This window comes from Citrobacter sp. Cb031 (assembly GCF_030336725.1).
GTDB classification, from domain to species: Bacteria; Pseudomonadota; Gammaproteobacteria; order Enterobacterales; family Enterobacteriaceae; genus Citrobacter; species Citrobacter braakii.
The window spans coordinates 48,041-65,422 of the sequence record NZ_JAOWDA010000027.1; the positions used below are offsets into that span (position 1 = coordinate 48,041).

At 52.4% G+C, this 17,382-nt stretch carries 14 protein-coding genes and 4 tRNA genes; 2 read left to right on the forward strand and 16 right to left on the reverse strand.

What is annotated here, in order from left to right:
* Positions 1-2: 2 nt before the first annotated feature.
* Positions 3-1,178, forward strand: a complete 1,176-nt coding sequence (gene hemX, locus OGV93_RS12695; protein WP_019078439.1) for a uroporphyrinogen-III C-methyltransferase — start codon at positions 3-5, stop codon at positions 1,176-1,178.
* Positions 1,179-1,180: 2 nt separating this feature from the next.
* Positions 1,181-2,380, forward strand: a complete 1,200-nt coding sequence (hemY, locus tag OGV93_RS12700) for a protoheme IX biogenesis protein HemY (RefSeq protein WP_016155120.1) — start codon at positions 1,181-1,183, stop codon at positions 2,378-2,380.
* 459 nt (positions 2,381-2,839) lie between these two features.
* Here the strand turns inward: hemY and OGV93_RS12705 are convergent.
* The 16 genes from OGV93_RS12705 to rho all read right to left on the reverse strand — a co-directional run bounded on the left by OGV93_RS12705 (position 2,840) and on the right by rho (position 17,374).
* Positions 2,840-2,916 (reverse strand) — tRNA-Pro (locus OGV93_RS12705).
* Between the two features lie 41 nt (positions 2,917-2,957).
* A tRNA-Leu gene (locus OGV93_RS12710) sits at positions 2,958-3,043 on the reverse strand.
* 20 nt (positions 3,044-3,063) lie between these two features.
* Positions 3,064-3,139, reverse strand: a tRNA-His gene (locus OGV93_RS12715).
* A 56-nt stretch (positions 3,140-3,195) separates the two neighbouring features.
* A tRNA-Arg gene (locus OGV93_RS12720) sits at positions 3,196-3,272 on the reverse strand.
* Positions 3,273-3,374: 102 nt separating this feature from the next.
* The gene (gene thrP, locus OGV93_RS12725; protein WP_047358749.1) at positions 3,375-4,760 is read right to left on the reverse strand and encodes a bifunctional threonine/serine APC transporter ThrP; all 1,386 of its coding nucleotides are present in this window, start codon (positions 4,758-4,760) and stop codon (positions 3,375-3,377) included.
* Positions 4,761-5,038: 278 nt separating this feature from the next.
* Positions 5,039-5,779, reverse strand: coding sequence for a lipopolysaccharide N-acetylmannosaminouronosyltransferase (gene wecG, locus OGV93_RS12730; protein ID WP_047358750.1), 741 nt, complete (start codon positions 5,777-5,779; stop codon positions 5,039-5,041).
* A complete protein-coding gene (gene wzyE, locus OGV93_RS12735; RefSeq protein ID WP_016155117.1) occupies positions 5,779-7,134 on the reverse strand; it encodes an ECA oligosaccharide polymerase in 1,356 nt (451 codons plus the stop codon). The genes wecG and wzyE overlap by 1 nt, the downstream gene beginning before the upstream one ends.
* Positions 7,131-8,210, reverse strand: a complete 1,080-nt coding sequence (locus tag OGV93_RS12740) for a TDP-N-acetylfucosamine:lipid II N-acetylfucosaminyltransferase (RefSeq protein WP_049270486.1) — start codon at positions 8,208-8,210, stop codon at positions 7,131-7,133. Before OGV93_RS12740 ends, wzyE begins: the two co-directional genes overlap by 4 nt.
* Entirely contained in the window at positions 8,207-9,457 is a 1,251-nt protein-coding gene (gene wzxE / locus OGV93_RS12745) for a lipid III flippase WzxE (RefSeq protein ID WP_101701051.1), read from the reverse strand. Before wzxE ends, OGV93_RS12740 begins: the two co-directional genes overlap by 4 nt.
* 1 nt (position 9,458) lies before the next feature.
* Positions 9,459-10,589 (reverse strand): dTDP-4-amino-4,6-dideoxygalactose transaminase, encoded by a 1,131-nt coding sequence (gene rffA, locus OGV93_RS12750; protein WP_101701050.1) that lies wholly within the window; start codon positions 10,587-10,589, stop codon positions 9,459-9,461.
* A 4-nt stretch (positions 10,590-10,593) separates the two neighbouring features.
* A complete protein-coding gene (rffC, locus tag OGV93_RS12755) occupies positions 10,594-11,271 on the reverse strand; it encodes a dTDP-4-amino-4,6-dideoxy-D-galactose acyltransferase (protein ID WP_101701049.1) in 678 nt (225 codons plus the stop codon).
* Complete coding sequence (gene wecC, locus OGV93_RS12760) at positions 11,268-12,530, reverse strand: UDP-N-acetyl-D-mannosamine dehydrogenase (RefSeq protein ID WP_046274881.1); 1,263 nt, start codon at positions 12,528-12,530, stop codon at positions 11,268-11,270. Before wecC ends, rffC begins: the two co-directional genes overlap by 4 nt.
* Complete coding sequence (gene wecB, locus OGV93_RS12765) at positions 12,527-13,657, reverse strand: non-hydrolyzing UDP-N-acetylglucosamine 2-epimerase (RefSeq protein ID WP_029139774.1); 1,131 nt, start codon at positions 13,655-13,657, stop codon at positions 12,527-12,529. Before wecB ends, wecC begins: the two co-directional genes overlap by 4 nt.
* A gap of 55 nt (positions 13,658-13,712) precedes the next feature.
* The gene (gene wzzE / locus OGV93_RS12770) at positions 13,713-14,759 is read right to left on the reverse strand and encodes an ECA polysaccharide chain length modulation protein (RefSeq protein WP_016155108.1); all 1,047 of its coding nucleotides are present in this window, start codon (positions 14,757-14,759) and stop codon (positions 13,713-13,715) included.
* A 12-nt stretch (positions 14,760-14,771) separates the two neighbouring features.
* Positions 14,772-15,875 (reverse strand): UDP-N-acetylglucosamine--undecaprenyl-phosphate N-acetylglucosaminephosphotransferase, encoded by a 1,104-nt coding sequence (gene wecA, locus OGV93_RS12775; RefSeq protein WP_016155107.1) that lies wholly within the window; start codon positions 15,873-15,875, stop codon positions 14,772-14,774.
* 239 nt (positions 15,876-16,114) lie between these two features.
* The gene (gene rho, locus OGV93_RS12780; RefSeq protein ID WP_002437993.1) at positions 16,115-17,374 is read right to left on the reverse strand and encodes a transcription termination factor Rho; all 1,260 of its coding nucleotides are present in this window, start codon (positions 17,372-17,374) and stop codon (positions 16,115-16,117) included.
* Between the last annotated feature and the right edge of the window lie 8 nt (positions 17,375-17,382).

Genomic DNA, 17,382 nt, shown 5'->3' on the forward strand with positions numbered 1-17,382 from the left:
TAATGACGGAACAAGAAAAATCCTCCGCCGTGGTTGAAGAGACCAGGGAGGCCGTGGAAACCACGTCACAGCCAGTCAATACTGAAAAAAAGAGTAAGAACAGCACGGCGCTGATTCTGAGCGCTGTGGCGATTGCTATTGCGCTGGCTGCAGGCGTTGGGCTGTACGGTTGGGGGAAACAGCAGGCAACAACGCAGACAGCTACCAGCGATGCGCTGGCGAACCAGCTTACGGCGTTGCAAAAAGCGCAAGAAAGCCAAAAAGCTGAGCTGGAAGGCATTATTAAGCAGCAGGCAACGCAGCTGGATGAAGCCGCTCGCCAGCAGGCCGCGCTGGTCAAACAGCTTGACGAAGTCCAGCAAAAAGTCGCCACTATCTCCGGCAGCGATGCCGGGACATGGCTGCTGGCGCAGGCTGATTTTCTGGTGAAACTGGCCGGTCGCAAATTATGGAGCGATCAGGACGTTACTACCGCCGCGGCGCTGCTGAAAAGCGCTGACGCCAGCCTGGCGGATATGAATGACCCAAGCCTGATTACCGCCCGTCGCGCGATTACCGACGATATCGCGAGCCTCTCTGCGGTGACTCAGGTCGACTATGACGGCATTATCCTGAAAGTGAATCAACTCTCTAACCAGATTGATAACCTGCGTCTGGCCGACAACGATACCGACGATTCGCCGATGGATTCCGACAGCAGCGAGCTTTCCAGCTCGATCAGCGAATGGCGCGTCAATCTGCAAAAAAGCTGGCAGAACTTTATGGACAGCTTTATCACCGTTCGCCGTCGTGATGAAACCGCCGTCCCGCTGCTGGCACCGAACCAGGACGTTTACTTACGTGAAAATATCCGTTCTCGCCTGTTAGTGGCCGCCCAGGCCGTGCCGCGTCATCAGGAGGAAACATATCGCCAGGCGCTGGAAAACGTCTCGACCTGGGTGCGCGCCTACTACGACACCGACGATGCAGCCACCAAAGCTTTCCTTGAAGAGGTAGACCAACTGAGCCAACAAAGCATCAGCATGGACGTACCGGAAACGCTGCAGAGCCAGGCGCTTCTCGACAAGCTCATGCAGACCCGCGTACGTAATTTACTGGCACAGCCTGCCACAGCGCCGGTTGCAGCAGCTCCTGCGCCTTCAGCTGAAACTCCGGCAACTGCGCCGCAAGGAGAATAATGATGCTAAAAGTATTATTGCTCTTTGTGCTATTGATCGCCGGGATCGTTGTCGGTCCAATGATTGCCGGTCATCAGGGCTACGTGCTGATCCAGACGGATAATTACAATATCGAAACCAGCGTGACGGGTCTGGTGATCATTCTGATCGTCGCAATGGTCGTCTTGTTTGCGATTGAATGGCTGCTGCGCCGAATTTTCCGCACTGGCGCGCATACCCGCGGATGGTTTGTCGGTCGGAAGCGTCGTCGCGCCCGTAAGCAGACCGAGCAGGCGCTGCTCAAGCTGGCAGAAGGCGATTATCAGCAGGTTGAAAAGCTGATGTCGAAAAACGCCGATCATGCAGAACAGCCGGTAGTGAATTACCTGCTGGCGGCAGAAGCTGCTCAACAGCGCGGTGACGAAGCTCGTGCCAACCAACACCTTGAGCGTGCTGCCGAACTGGCCGGAAATGATACGATCCCGGTAGAAATCACTCGCGTTCGCCTGCAGCTGGCACGTAATGAAAATCACGCCGCACGCCACAGCGTAGATAAACTGCTGGAAGTGACGCCACGTCATCCGGAAGTGCTGCGTCTGGCTGAACAGGCCTACATTCGTACCGGTGCATGGAGTTCGTTACTGGATATCATTCCATCCATGGCAAAAGCGCACGTGGGTGATGACGAGCACCGCGCGATGCTGGAACAGCAGGCATGGGTTGGTCTGATGGATCAGGTTCGCGCCGATCAGGGCAGCGAGGGGCTACGTGCATGGTGGAAAAACCAGAACCGTAAAACCCGTCACCAGGTTGCCCTGCAGGTGGCAATGGCTGAACATCTGATTGAGTGTGACGATCACGATACGGCACAGCAGGTCATCATTGATGGTCTTAAACGCCAGTATGACGACCGCCTGGTGCTGCCGATCCCGCGTCTGAAAACCAACAACCCGGAACAGATAGAAAAAGTGTTGCGCCAGCAGATTAAAGCCGTCGGCGATCGCCCATTACTGTGGAGCACGCTGGGCCAGTCGCTAATGAAGCACGGCGAATGGCAGGAAGCCACGTTCGCCTTCCGTGCCGCTCTCAAACAGCGTCCAGATGCCTATGACTACGCCTGGCTTGCTGACGCGCTGGACAGACTGCATCAGCCGGAAGAAGCCGCCACCATGCGTCGTGATGGCCTGATGTTGACGCTGCAGAACAACAATCCCCCGCAGTAATTCCCTCTTGCCCGGTGACGCTTCGCTTACCGGGCCTACCGTTATTTCATATACACCAAATCATTCGAGATGCTTCGAGGCGACTTGAAGGATGAGGTGTATATGCATAAAAAAACGCCCGCTCTTTTGGAGCAGGCGCTAAACAGGTCTGTATGACAACATAAATGGGTGCTTCACTCAACGTTATGTCCATGGTGTTTGATGAGGCCAGAGCGACATCTGTCTGTGGACGATAAGCACCGTAAACGGCTCTGCATCATTCCTGAGTTTATGAGGCCAGATGGCGAACATAAGAGATGGAATGAGCATCTACCCGTATATTATTGCACAAGGCATGCCACGATTGCACTGCAAAAACAATGGAACCGGACTTTTTAAGACATCAGGAAATTCGGGGAAATAAAGGCTGAGAAGGGAAAATCAGAAAACAAAAAACCCCGCCGAAGCGGGGTTCAAAATTGGTCGGCGAGAGAGGATTCGAACCTCCGACCCACTGGTCCCAAACCAGTTGCGCTACCAAGCTGCGCTACTCGCCGTTTTACTGCTTTTTGAATTTTTAGTTCAATTCTTTAAGTCGTGGTGCGAGGGGGGGGACTCGAACCCCCACATCCTAAGGACACTAACACCTGAAGCTAGCGCGTCTACCAATTCCGCCACCTTCGCATTTCACAACTTTAAATTAATGGGGTGGCTAATGGGATTCGAACCCACGACAACTGGAATCACAATCCAGGGCTCTACCAACTGAGCTATAGCCACCACTGCAAATCTTTTACGCGGTATTAAAACCACCGCAGCTCCGGCACCTTACTAAATGGTGCGCCCGACAGGATTCGAACCTGAGACCTCTGCCTCCGGAGGGCAGCGCTCTATCCAGCTGAGCTACGGGCGCTTAGCGCCGTTGCGGGGCTGGATATTACGGAGGTCTCGGTCTGCTGTCTAGTGCTTTTTTAAAATAAATTATCGTTTGGTCATGGTTTGTGCGTTTTGTCGCTTATTCCTGCAATTTTTGGGCTGTGCCATGACGATTCAGGCCAAAAACCTTATAAATGAGCGTCACGGCCAGTAAGAAGATAATGCCAACAAACAGCGACATTCGGGTATCTTCATTAAAGTACATGCCGATTAATACGCAAATCAGGAACGCCATCGTCAAATAGTTCGCCCACGGGAAAAGAATCGAGCGGAAAGGATGACTGGCGATCGCCGCTTTATGCGCCTGACGGAAACGTATCTGGCTTATCAGGATCACAAACCACGGTACCATCCCCGGCAGCACGCTGGCGCTATAGACATAAACGAACACACGCTGCGGGTTGGGAATGATGTAGTTCAGGCACGAACCAACCAGCAGGATCGCGATAGAAATAGCCACGCCGGCAACCGGCACGCCCTGGCGCGAAACTTTTCCAACGGCGGCAGGTAACTGGCGATTCTTTGCCAGCGTGTAAAGCATACGCCCACAGCTGTACATCCCACTGTTACAGCCCGACAGCGCCGCCGTCAGGACCACAAAGTTAATAATCCCTGCCGCGGCGGTAATACCAATCTTGGCAAAGGTCAAAACAAACGGGCTACCGTTACTGCCAATCTCATTCCACGGGAAAATAGTGACGATAACAAAAATCGCACCGACGTAGAAAATCAGAATACGCCACAGCACTTTCCCTACTGCACTACGCAGCGTGACCTGCGGATTCTTCGCTTCACCCGCAGTAATGCCGATCAGCTCCACACCCTGGTAAGAAGCCACGACAATACACAATGCCGTCAGGAAGCCCTTCCAACCACCAGCAAAGAAGCCGCCATGCTCAGTCAGGTTGCCAAAGCCGATCGCCTGACCGCCATTGCCAAAACCGAAGAAAATCACCCCTAATCCAATGACGATCATCACAATGATGGTGGTCACTTTAATCATGGCAAACCAGAACTCAATTTCACCATACAGGCGAACCGCGGCGAGATTTGCCAACGCAACCAGTCCGACAGCTATCAGTGCGGGTATCCATTGTGCCATTTCCGGGAACCAGAACTGGACGTACACCCCGATGGCGGTAATCTCTGATATCCCCACCGCCATCCACATAAACCAGTATGACCAGGCGGTGAGATAACCAAAGAAGGGGCTCATATAACGATGGGCGTAAACAGCAAATGAACCGGCAACCGGCTCGAGGAATAACATCTCCCCCATAGAACGCATAATGAAAAAGACGAACAGCCCGGCGACAATGTATGCCAGCAGAACCGAAGGTCCCGCCCATTTCAGGGTACTGGCGGCCCCCATAAATAGCCCGACGCCAATTGTCCCCCCAAGGGCAATTAATTCGATGTGACGAGCCTCCAGCCCACGCTGTAGCTCAGGTTTGTTCTCGGCCATAAATCCTCTTGTTGTGTTTGCATACTGTCCGGTATTACCGGTTCTCGTTATGGGTACATCTTGTTATGCCATAACAGGCCATACGGCACCGACCGCTTAACGGTTGGCGTCAAAAACACCACGGCACTGCAATGATTGTTGCGAATGGTTTCCTAAAATCGCTTAAATGGCAATTAAAGCATTCAAAAAATAAATAGATTGTGCGAGAAAGCAGCGATTATGTTGTGAATAAGTAGCGTAATTAGCAGATCACGCTACTTATCAAAGGAGGGAGGGCGTCAGAGGTTGCCGGTATAGTGCCAGCGGAGATAGCGTAATAAGCGAAGTTGACGAGTGATACGGCTTGGCTGCGACAATAAGCGATACAGCCACTCCAGCCCCAGAGTCTGCCAGATTCGCGGCGCACGCTTAACGTGACCGGTAAAGACGTCGTAGGTACCACCGACGCCCATATACAGCGCTTCAGGGTGAATCTTCCGGCAGTCACGCATAAAGATCTCTTGTTTCGGCGAGCCCATCGCCACCGTCACAATCTGCGCACCGCTGGCGTGGATACGTTCAAACAACGCCTGCCGCTGGTCCGGGGTAAAATAACCGTCCTGACTGCCTACAATGTTCACGCGCCACTGGGCACGCAGTTTGGCTTCCGTTTGCGCCAGAACTTCAGGCTTGCCACCAATCAGGAAGACAGGCGTTCCTTCCTGCCCGGCTCGCGCCATAAGCGCTTCCCAAAGATCAGCCCCTGCCACGCGTGAAACCTGCGCCTGCGGAAATTTTTTGCGCACTGAGCGCACCACGCTAATCCCATCCGCATATTTGAACTCAGCGGCGTTGATCAGATCCCGCACTTCAGGGTTATCTTCTGCCGTCAGCATCTTCTCAGCGTTGATTGCCACCAGCGTTCCTGACCTGAGATGTCCCTCGGCAAACAGGTAATTTAGCGCATGCTGCATATCGCGCCAGCCAATCAATTGTAGCCCGCGCAGCGAGTAGAGTGGCGCAGTTGTGTTATCTGTCATTACGATCCTTCAATCTGTGTCCGGGGCAGCGATTTGATTCGTTTATGGATGAGTCCCGCACTATCGAATAGCCAAAACAGCAGTTTTGCCACCAGCAGACAAACGCCGAAAATCACGAGGAAAAAGACCACTCGCGAGACAAACGAATCCAGCCCTTCACGTGCCAACACGATCATATTGAAAATAGCGCCAAAACAGAAACTGTGCAGAATCGCCGCCTTGTAGCGATTGGTTTCGCGGTTGCCTAACTCATACAGCCAGTCAAACCACTTGATGATGAGTCCAACGACAATCGCGCCTAACGGGATAAACAGCGCCCCGCCCATCACCACCAGTGAACCAATTAACGTCGGCGAAATCGCCAGACCTGAGTGGTTGTTCAACACTTCCCAGGTAAAGTAGTTCGCTGAGTTGAGGACAATACTCGGCCGCCCAGGCCACAGCCAGGAGGGGATAAAGACGTAGAAGTCACGGACAATCGGCGCCAGCCCCTGAAACTCAATATTGTGGTAATTTTGCAGCAACAGCGCCAGATTCTCCCACGGCGAGAAGGTATCCCGCGTGAGGTACAGGAAGGTATAGAACGCCTCGTCGCCGCTAACGTTCATCCCATAACGCTTCAGCGCCAGCCAGAACATCCCGACGATACCCAGCACGCCCGCGGCGGCCAACATCCACAGCGAAATCCAGCCGCGAATGATGCCGATAAACAAGAAGATGGCAAACGCAATGATGATATTGGCGCGCGTCCCGCCAACAATCATATAGGTCAGCAAACCAAACGCGACGGTACTCACCAGGAAGAACAACCACGCTTTGCTGTCCTGACGCAGGAAATAGACCACCAACATTGCCGGAATGAAGAAGTAGAAGAAACGCTTCAGAGCGACGCCAGAGACTTCGCTGGAAAAAATTTGGCTGTAGGATTGCAGTCTGAACAGCAGGAATCCGTTGTGCATAAAGAAGACGCCCACGCTCACCAATGCAATCGCCATCAGGATAACCCAGGTCAAATGCGCTTCAACGCGATTGATGGTAAATAGCGGCCTGCGTGGCTTATCCTCGACTCGCTTGCGAAGGCGTGTTTTATACGTCACGTAGTAGACGGCATAGAAACAGGCGGCTGACAGCAAGGCCTGCAGCAGGATCTCCGGCGGAGCAACTGCCACATCAAAACGGAACACCAGTATGCTGGTCAACGGGAACCCGAAGAAGAACGTCAGCAAAAACAGCAGTGAGAAGAAAACATTGAAGTTAAAACGCACGCGGCGGAATTCAAACCAGGTCAGCGTGGCGATAAACAAGGTGGAGAGCAGCCATACCACCAGCAAACCGCTAAATTGCATCAGGCTCATATGGTTTCTCCTGAAGCAATGCGCAGCGCGTTGTGCCACGGCTGCAGATAATTCGGGCTAAAGAAGGTGATTGAATTTTTATCTACCGATGCCAACTGGCGCTGCGCTTCGCGTACGACGCCTTCATTGAGCTCATCAGTGGTAAATAACACCGGGAGATTCTGTTCCACCATATCCTGCCAGAAGGGATTTTCACGGTTGAGCACGCACGGGATACCGGCCTGAATCAGTAAACACAGGGTACCGATCCCCTGCTGACGGGCAAAAATAAAGTAACCCAAATCACACTGACGTAATAATGTCAGATAGGCATCAAATTCCAGCTTTTCACTTAAAATTTGCAGATTCTCAGCGCTAAACAATGCCAGGCCGGCCTGACGAACCTCGTCGATATAAGCCACATTATTGGCGGGGTACCCCATCGGTACAATCACATTCACCGTGTCGCCGAACTGCTGATGGACGGCGCGTAGCGCGGCAATATGCTCATTGCTGCGATCGCCAGAGTTGCCAACCAGCACCGTCATCTTGCCGCTGCGCTGACACGCGTTGCTCATATTATTGAGCGAGGGATCCATCCGCGTTGGGAAATAGAGCAACTCGCCACGCACGCGCGGATGCTGTTCGGCGAAATAGCTCAAATCACCCCGCGTGGCAAATACGCAGCCCACGCGGTTCTGCGCCATACGGCGAATGGGGTAAAACAGGCGAAATTTCAGTCCGCTGGAGACTTCATATAAATCCGCGCCCCAGATATGCCAGTAAAACTGCTCCGGTTTAATTCCCCCGCTCAGCAGCGCTAACCACAGGCTGGTGTTGAACTGACCGTGGAAGAAAAAACGCTGTTGGCGATCCGCTTTTGCTTTCGCGATAACCGCTTCAGCCAGCGCCTTTTTCCCACCATAGAAGCTTAGCGATAACGCCGGGCAGTTCTCACTGAATCCGGCATCCTGACCTGCAACCATAAACGTGCGCGCGTGCTCGCTCGTCGCGGCCAGCGAGTCGTTGAAAAACCGCAGCACGGTTTGGTTATGGTGAGGGATATCCGATCCCAGAACGTGAATCAGTACAGTCATACCCGCCTACGCCAGAGTAAAAACACGCCACAACAAAGAGAGAAATAGACAATGTACGTTGCCATGTAAGCCTGTGCCGCGCCCAGCGCACCATGTGCAGGGATCAGCCAATGTGCAAACGCCGTCAATAACATGAACTGGCTAATTTCTGCCAAGATATAAAACCGCAGCGACGCTTTCGCGATCACCAGATAACCGAAAACATAGGCGCCGACTTTCAGCACATCACCGACCAGTTGCCAGGCGAACAGGTCGCGCATGGCGGTGAATTTAGCGGAGAAAAGCAGCCAGATAGCAAAATCGCGCAGTAGCCAGACGGTAAAGCTTGCGGCAGCAACCGCCGGCAGCACGAATTTCAACGACTTGATCACTTCGCGTGTAATGTCGCGCTTTTCAGTCAAACGCGACAACGTCGGCAGCAAGTAAACGCTGAATGAGGCGGTGATGAATTGCAGATAAGCATCGGAGATACTGCTCACCCCCTGCCAGATCCCCACATCATCCCAGCTGTACTGCGCCGCCAACAGGTTTCGCATCATCACGTATGCCACTGGCAGCGTTACGGAGGTAATCAGCGCCATCAGCGTAAACTTGCTTAACTGCCCTGCCAGACCGTTATCCCACGAGGGTTTCAGGTAATGCAGGGGGATAGTCCCACGCTTAATCAGTATTATAGCGGCAGGGATAACGACCAGCGCAGGTACCAGCGCCAGGCCCAGCAAGGCGCCTTCATACCCTCCCAAGCGATAACAGCCATAATAAGCCGCTACGCCCACCAGGCTCCCCACAATCAACGACAGCGCGTTACCCGCCGCATCGCGGAAGCCCTTCATCAGCGCCAGCAGCAGGTTCGCCCAGGCTATGCCCATCTGCACCAGCGCAACCAGTCGAACCAGCCCCTGATAATGAGTATGACCAAATAATCCCTGACTGATAGGTGCGGCCGCCAGCAAAAAAATCACCGCCATCAGCGTAGAGAATCCCAGCACCATCGCGGAAGATGTACCGACCACCTTACGGAGCCGGGCCGGATCGTCATGATGCTGCGCAACGTATTTCGTGACGCCATTGAAAATGCCGGCCCCCGCCAACACGCCAAGCACAGTGACCATCTGGCGGAAGTTACCCGCCTGCCCCACGCCTGCCGGTCCAAACGACACCGCCAGCAACTTCACAACCAGCAAACCTGCACCAATTTTTACCAGCGTACTGGCCGCCGTCCATAAGGACGCTTTTGCAAGCGACATATCAGGCGAAGTAGTTGAGTAAGGTCGTAATGACTGTTCGCTGGTTCACCGGCGACAGATTGTAGAACAGCGGTAAACGCAGCAGGCGTTCGCTCTCTTTGGTGGTGTAACGATCAACACCGGCAAACATGCCGAATTTATCGCCAGCCGGGCAATCATGCAGCGGGATATAGTGGAACACCGCCATAATTTCAGCTTCTTTCAGGAAGTTAATCAACGCCGTGCGATCGTCGATATCGCGCAGTTTGATGTAAAACATATGGGCATTCTGTACGCAACCCTCCGGTATCGAAGGCAGCTCAATACGCCCGGCACGCGCCAGCGGTTCCAGGGCATCGTAATACTTTTTCCACAGCGCCAGACGCTGCTGGTTAATACGATCAGCCGCTTCCAACTGCGCCCACAGATAAGCCGCCTGCAGATCGGACATCAAATAGCTGGAACCGATATCACGCCAGGTATACTTGTCTACCTGGCCGCGGAAAAACTGACTACGGTTAGTCCCTTTTTCACGGATGATTTCTGCACGCTCGACTAATTTTTTATCATTAATCAGCGTCGCTCCACCTTCCCCGCCTGCGGTATAGTTTTTGGTCTCATGGAAGCTAAAGCAGCCGATGTGACCAATCGTACCAAGCGCACGCCCCTTGTAGGTCGACATGACGCCCTGGGCGGCATCTTCCACCACATACAGGTTATGTTTAGTGGCCAGCCCCATGATGGTATCCATTTCGCAGGCCACGCCCGCGTAATGTACCGGCACAATAGCGCGGGTTTTATCGGTGATCGCCGCTTCAATCAGCGTTTCGTCAATGTTCATGGTATCCGGGCGGATATCAACAAAGACGATTTTCGCGCCGCGCAACACGAAGGCATTGGCCGTAGAGACAAACGTGTAGCTCGGCATAATGACTTCATCGCCAGGCTGGATATCCAGCAGCAATGCCGCCATCTCAAGCGATGCGGTGCAGGAGGGCGTCAACAGCACTTTCTCGCTGCCAAAATGCTGCTCCAGCCACTGCTGACAGCGACGGGTAAAGCCACCGTCACCACACAGTTTGCCGCTATTCATCGCAGACTGCATGTAATCGAGTTCAGTTCCCACCACCGGCGGTGCATTAAATGGAATCATCGTGTCACCTGTATAACCAATACGCGGTGCTTTCCACATTCGCACCACTGTGTATATAACGTTTAAGCGCGGCGGTGTTACCCATTTGGGTCGCCACGCGCAATGTTGTTTTACCGCGGGCCTGTGCCCAACAAAGCGCGGCCTGCATCAGTTCTGCACCCGCACCACGCCCGGCCAGCAGGCCAATTCTCGCCTCGGTCGCATTCAGTTCACGCAGCGAGACATAGCCACGAATCTCACCAGTCGGTTTACGAAAAATGAGGCATTGATGATCAAACGTCCCCAGCACCGCGTTTTCAATCCACTGTGCGTAGAAACGCGCGCTGGCATCTTCGGCATACCACGGGGCGCGAAAACGACTTTGCGCAAATGCCTGTCCTGCCAGATGGCGTAATACCGGGATATCCGTAGGTTGCGCGACCTGCGCACCGGGGTCGCCGCTGGCACACGTCACCGGCAGTACAAAATCGACTTCACCTTCTACCAGTGAGAAACCCAAATGCTGAAGAGCATCCAATTCATGGCTATTTGCGGCAAGTATTTTTGCTTGTACACGCGACCAGGGCAGCAACGCATCCGCGGTTAGAACCGGCGCGCGTTGGTCAAAACGGACAATGGCGCTATTCACGCCAAAGAACGTATTTTCCCAGCTAAGCGGCTCAATACTGGCGCGGATTTTCACCGCCAGACCCCTTTGGTATCAACGATGTACTGCTGTTGAACCGCATCGCCTTTGATGCCTTTAAATTCATTATGGTCAACCAACATGACCAACACATCAGCACGTGCCAGAGCATCGTCCAGCGTCGCCAGTTGGCAAATACCATCCAGTTTTTTCGGCAGTTGATGGATGTTCGGTTCCACCACCAGCATTTCGCCTTTGTGCCATTGCGCAATATTCTGCGCAATTCCCATCGCCGGGCTTTCACGCAAATCGTCAATATTGGGTTTGAATGCCAGACCAAAACAGGCAATTTTCACTTCGCTAGCCCGTTTGTTGGTATCCGCCAGACAGTCGGCTACGGCAGCCTTTACCCGATCGACCACCCAATGCGGTTTACCATCGTTTACCTCACGTGCAGTACGGATCAATTTCGCCTGCTGCGGGTTCTGCGCCACGATAAACCACGGATCGACCGCGATACAGTGTCCACCTACGCCAGGGCCGGGCTGCAAAATATTCACGCGTGGATGCCGGTTTGCCAGCCGAATCAGTTCCCAGACGTTGATCCCCTGATCGGCGCAAATCAGCGACAGTTCATTGGCGAAGGCGATATTGACATCGCGAAAGCTATTTTCCGTCAGCTTACACATTTCTGCGGTGCGGGCGTTGGTCACCACACATTCGCCTTCGAGAAAGATGTTGTACAGCTCGCTGGCGCGCGCGGAACAGACGGAGGTCATTCCTCCAATCACCCGATCGTTTTTAATCAGTTCGACCATTACCTGACCCGGCAGTACGCGCTCTGGGCAATAAGCAATGTTAACGTCCGCCTGTTCACCGACCTGCTGCGGGAAAGTCAGGTCAGCCCGCATTTCTGCAAGCCATGCGGCCATCTGTTCAGTTGCCCCGACAGGTGAAGTGGATTCCAGAATCACCAATGCGCCTTTTTTCAAAACTGGCGCAATAGATTTCGCCGCGGCTTCTACGTAGACCATATCGGGTTCATGATCTCCCTTGAACGGGGTAGGCACCGCAATCAGATACGCATCAGCATCTACGGGTGTCGCGCTCGCACGTAAAAACCCATTTTCGACCGCCGTTTTCACCACCGCCCCCAGATCGGGCTCAACGATGTGAATTTCACCGCGATTAATGGTATCCACCGCATGTTGATTTATATCTACGCCAATTACGTGTTTTTGACGGGAAGCAAAGGCAGCCGCCGTTGGCAGTCCGATATAACCCAGCCCAATGACAGAAATGGTCGTAAAACTCATAGCGATATCCGATTATTTTTTAATGCATCTAAAATGCGGTCACATGCCAGCCCGTCTCCATACGGATTATGGGCGCGGCTCATGATCTGATATTCATTGTCGTCATGCAGCAAACGCGTGACTTCTTCAACAATCCGCTGTGGGTCTGTACCTACCAGACGTACAGTCCCTGCGGTAATAGCTTCCGGGCGCTCCGTTGTTTCACGCATCACCAGCACAGGTTTCCCCAGAGACGGCGCTTCTTCCTGAATCCCGCCGGAATCAGTAAGGATCAACCAGGCGTGATTCATCAGCCATACGAATGGCAGGTAGTCCTGCGGTTCAATCAACACCACGTTTTCAACGTGACCCAGGATGCGATTGACCGGCTCACTGACGTTAGGGTTCAGGTGTACCGGATAGACAATCTGCACATTTTGGTTAGACGCGGCTATTTCCGCCAGGGCATGACAGATTTGCTCAAAACCGCGACCGAAGCTTTCCCGACGATGACCGGTCACCAGGATCATCTTTTTATCAGCATCCAGGAAAGGATAACGTTCGGCCAGATCCGCACGCAGCGTCTCATTTCCCAGTACGCGATCCCGAACCCAGATCAACGCGTCAATAACCGTATTACCCGTGACGAAAATACGATCATCAGGGATAGCTTCTCGTAACAGATTTTGGCGCGAGTTTTCTGTTGGGGCAAAATGATACATTGCCAGACGCCCGGTCAGCGTACGATTAGCCTCTTCCGGCCATGGTGAATAGAGATCGCCTGTACGTAAACCAGCCTCGACATGCCCCACCGGGATGCGCTGATAGAACGCGGCCAGACTGGTAGCAATCGTGGTTGTGGTATCACCATGAACCAACACCACATCGGGTTTGAATTCAGCCAAAATAGGCTTTAACCCTTCCAGGATGCGGCAGGTTATTTCTGTTAGTCCCTGACCTGGCTGCATAATATTGAGATCGTAGTCAGGTACAATGGAAAAAAGATTCAACACCTGATCGAGCATCTCCCGATGCTGCGCCGTAACGCAAACTTTCGCCTCAAAATCAGGATCTTTTTCCAGCGCATGAACCAGAGGAGCCATCTTAATGGCCTCCGGTCGCGTACCAAATACAGTCAGTACTTTCACATCGATTCTCTTCGGATTGGCAGTGAGGGCCCAGCCCCTCACTGCAACGGCATTGCTAAATCGTACGGCGACGGGTTAACGCGACACCAGCACCGATCAGAGCCCCAACGATACCCCACATAATCATCAGGAAGGCGCGACGAGGGCTGTCACGTTTTACCGGCTCTTCCGGCGTTCTCAAATAACGATAGGTCTGAAAACGCGGATCTAAAGTTGGTCCAACGTTCAGGGTGTTCAGCATTGCCCTGTTCTGGAAATAGTCCAGATCGAAATCCGGACCAATTGACTGCAGATTCTCGAGTCGCGCCTGCAACATAGGACGTCCGAGTAAGAACAATTCTGAATCCGGCAATTCATCAGCTGGAACATCTGTGGAAGTACGCGAAATATTATGTTGTTCGGCAATTTTAAGCGCTTGTTCAATGCTGTGGACGCGGCGAGAGAAAATGGATTTTGCCACTTCTTCCTGACGTTTGACCTGCGCTTTCATCTGCACAGTGCGTGCGGCCCATGCGCCTTTTAACTCATCGTTCAGATGACGTGCCGCGCGTTGGCTGGCAAACGCGACGTACTGGCGCAGCAAATTGTTGGCATCAGGAGCCGTCTCGGCAATCAGCTTCACGCTGTCATTGGTATTACGCAGCGCATCGCCAGGTAAAAACTGAATGTTATTGATCAGTTCATCCAGCATCGCCGCATCGGCTTTGCTATTACCGACCATACGCTGCTTATAGTAATCAGTCTGCTGCCAGAATTCTCGGCGTGTATCCCAGGAGGCAAGCTGCATAATGAATTCTTTATAGGCCTCATCCATTACTGACGGTTGGTCCGTGGACGCAAGACTGGCCTTAATATCCAGGTTGCGTAAAAACTGTTGTTGAGAGTAAAAGCCGCCCAACATATTGACCGTTGGCCTGTCAGTAATCGCCGTGGCGCTCCACTCCTGACGCGCAAAAAACGTATAGGCGAGGGCCGCTATCGCGAAGGCGAGAGCCATACCGACGATCCACACCTTCCCTGACCACAAGGTACGAAACAACCCACGGATATCCAGTTCATTTTCAGCGCTCACGGCGTCTTCCCCCGGTAATGGTTGTCTCATCGCATCCTCAATTTACTTGGTTAAGTTTGGTTTGCCTTCACGAATTCTTCGCAATCTGCGCTTCACTCGCTTGATAAATCTCGCTACCTTCCAGGCACGCTTGATACAGTAACCGTAGAGGCCAAAGGCCAGTAAAAAAAGCAACAACATGGCCCATTCAGGGACTAAGCGAAAATATTCAGCCAACACGCCGATAGACGCCAGTACCGCCGCAGCCAGCGTAATCAGAACAAATGCTTGTCGGGAAGTAAACCCTGCTCGCATCACCAGATGATGTATGTGTTGACGATCCGCGGAGAAAGGGCTCATGCCTTTTCGCAAACGTCGGTACATGATTGCCACCATATCCATCAATGGAATGGCAATAATCCACAGTGCAGTTACCGGGCTAATGGGGTGAGTTTTGCCCTGCGTAGTCTCCAGCAGGATCCAAATAATGGTGAAGCCAATCAGTGTACTGCCCGCGTCACCCATAAAAACTTTATAGCGACGTCCAAGGATGCCCAGATTTAGCAGGATATAAGGCAGAATGGCGGCGATCATGGCAAAACACCAGATAGCCAGACTCGTCTGACCATCAAACCACAAAATGAATCCCATCGCCGCAAATGAAACGCTGGACAACCCACCTAGCAGACCATCAATCCCATCCACCATATTGAAGGCGTTTATTGCCGCCCAGACGGCAAACAGCGTGAGTAAATAGCCGAACGGACCGAGCACCATCTCCCAGGGACCAAAAATATACCCAAGGCTAAGAAGATAGAGTTTGCCAACCGACATCATAATAATGCCGATCGCGGCCTGGATAATCGCACGGATTTTTACACTGATATCAAAGCGATCGTCTAACGCGCCGACCAAAACTAATACACCAGCACAGGCCAGAAAGAGAGAAGCATGCGGGATGTAGTAGTCAGCAATGGCAAACGTAAAACATACACCTGCGTAAGCCGAAATCCCTCCAACCAACGGAATCAATCCCTGATGCCGTTTACGGAAGTTGGGTTTATCCACTAAACCAATCTTTTTTGCGACCTTGCGGGCAAAGAAAAGAAACAGTGTTGTGAATAAGAAAATACTGATGAGATCAGTGCTTACTGTCAGTAAATTCACAATGCATGCTCTCAGAGAATATTAATAGCAGAAGTATAACCACGAAGACCTATATTCAGAAGGGAAACCCGACTTCATACCCAATGGTTTTGTATAATTATCAACCACAAGAAACAGATTACGAATCTTTTTCTACTTGTTGGTACTTCATACCGTATTATCGTTATTGTGTCGTTAAGATTACAGCCACAAAAGCAAAACGCCACGTAAAAACGTGGCGTTTTCGGATGAGACCTGAATTACGAACGTTTCATCATGTCGAAGAAGTCGTCGTTAGTCTTGGTCATCGCCAGCTTGTTAATGAGGAATTCCATGGCATCAATTTCACCCATCGGATGGATGATTTTGCGCAGGATCCACATTTTCTGCAGCTCTTCCTGGGTGGTGAGCAGCTCTTCTTTACGGGTACCGGAACGGTTGTAGTCGATAGCCGGGAAGACGCGTTTTTCAGCAATCTTACGAGAGAGATGCAGTTCCATGTTGCCGGTACCTTTAAACTCTTCGTAGATAACTTCATCCATTTTAGAGCCGGTATCGATCAGCGCAGTCGCGATGATAGTCAGGCTACCGCCCTCTTCCACGTTACGCGCCGCACCGAAGAAACGCTTCGGACGATGCAAGGCGTTGGCATCAACACCACCGGTCAAAACTTTACCGGAAGCCGGAACCACGGTGTTGTAAGCACGCGCCAGACGGGTGATGGAATCGAGCAGAATGATAACGTCTTTCTTGTGTTCAACCAGACGTTTCGCCTTCTCGATAACCATTTCCGCAACCTGAACGTGGCGGGAGGCTGGTTCGTCAAAGGTAGACGCAACCACTTCACCTTTCACCAGACGCTGCATCTCGGTAACTTCTTCCGGACGTTCGTCAATCAGCAGCACCATCAGCACGCAGTCCGGATGGTTGTAAGCAATGCTCTGCGCGATGTTCTGCAGCAGCATGGTTTTACCTGCTTTCGGCGGAGCAACAATCAGACCACGTTGGCCACGACCGATCGGTGATGCCAGATCCAGTACACGCGCCGTTAAGTCTTCAGTAGAACCGTTACCACGTTCCATACGCAGACGAGAATTTGCGTGCAGCGGTGTTAAGTTCTCAAAGAGGATTTTGTTACGGGCGTTTTCTGGTTTGTCGTAGTTAACTTCGTTAACTTTCAACAGCGCAAAGTAGCGTTCACCTTCTTTCGGCGGGCGAATCTTACCAGAGATGGTATCACCAGTGCGGAGGTTGAAACGGCGGATTTGGCTGGGAGAAACGTAGATGTCATCAGGACCGGCGAGGTAGGAGCTGTCTGCAGAGCGGAGGAAACCAAATCCATCCTGCAATATCTCCAGCACACCGTCACCAAAGATATCTTCGCCACTCTTTGCGTGCTGCTTCAGGATGGCAAAAATAATGTCCTGCTTGCGCATACGAGCCAGGTTTTCAAGGCCCATATTTTCGCCGAGAGTGATCAGCTCAGAAACCGGCGTATTCTTTAATTCGGTAAGATTCATAATGGTGT

Excerpts from the sequence above, each read along its gene's own strand:
- hemX (WP_019078439.1), top strand. The coding sequence starts at position 3 with ATGACGGAACAAGAAAAATCCTCCGCCGTGGTTGAAGAGACCAGGGAG.
- hemY (WP_016155120.1), top strand. The coding sequence starts at position 1,181 with ATGCTAAAAGTATTATTGCTCTTTGTGCTATTGATCGCCGGGATCGTT.
- thrP (WP_047358749.1), bottom strand. The coding sequence starts at position 4,760 with ATGGCCGAGAACAAACCTGAGCTACAGCGTGGGCTGGAGGCTCGTCAC.
- wecG (WP_047358750.1), bottom strand. The coding sequence starts at position 5,779 with ATGACAGATAACACAACTGCGCCACTCTACTCGCTGCGCGGGCTACAA.
- wzyE (WP_016155117.1), bottom strand. The coding sequence starts at position 7,134 with ATGAGCCTGATGCAATTTAGCGGTTTGCTGGTGGTATGGCTGCTCTCC.
- OGV93_RS12740 (WP_049270486.1), bottom strand. The coding sequence starts at position 8,210 with ATGACTGTACTGATTCACGTTCTGGGATCGGATATCCCTCACCATAAC.
- wzxE (WP_101701051.1), bottom strand. The coding sequence starts at position 9,457 with ATGTCGCTTGCAAAAGCGTCCTTATGGACGGCGGCCAGTACGCTGGTA.
- rffA (WP_101701050.1), bottom strand. The coding sequence starts at position 10,589 with ATGATTCCATTTAATGCACCGCCGGTGGTGGGAACTGAACTCGATTAC.
- wecC (WP_046274881.1), bottom strand. The coding sequence starts at position 12,530 with ATGAGTTTTACGACCATTTCTGTCATTGGGCTGGGTTATATCGGACTG.
- wzzE (WP_016155108.1), bottom strand. The coding sequence starts at position 14,759 with ATGAGACAACCATTACCGGGGGAAGACGCCGTGAGCGCTGAAAATGAA.
- rho (WP_002437993.1), bottom strand. The coding sequence starts at position 17,374 with ATGAATCTTACCGAATTAAAGAATACGCCGGTTTCTGAGCTGATCACT.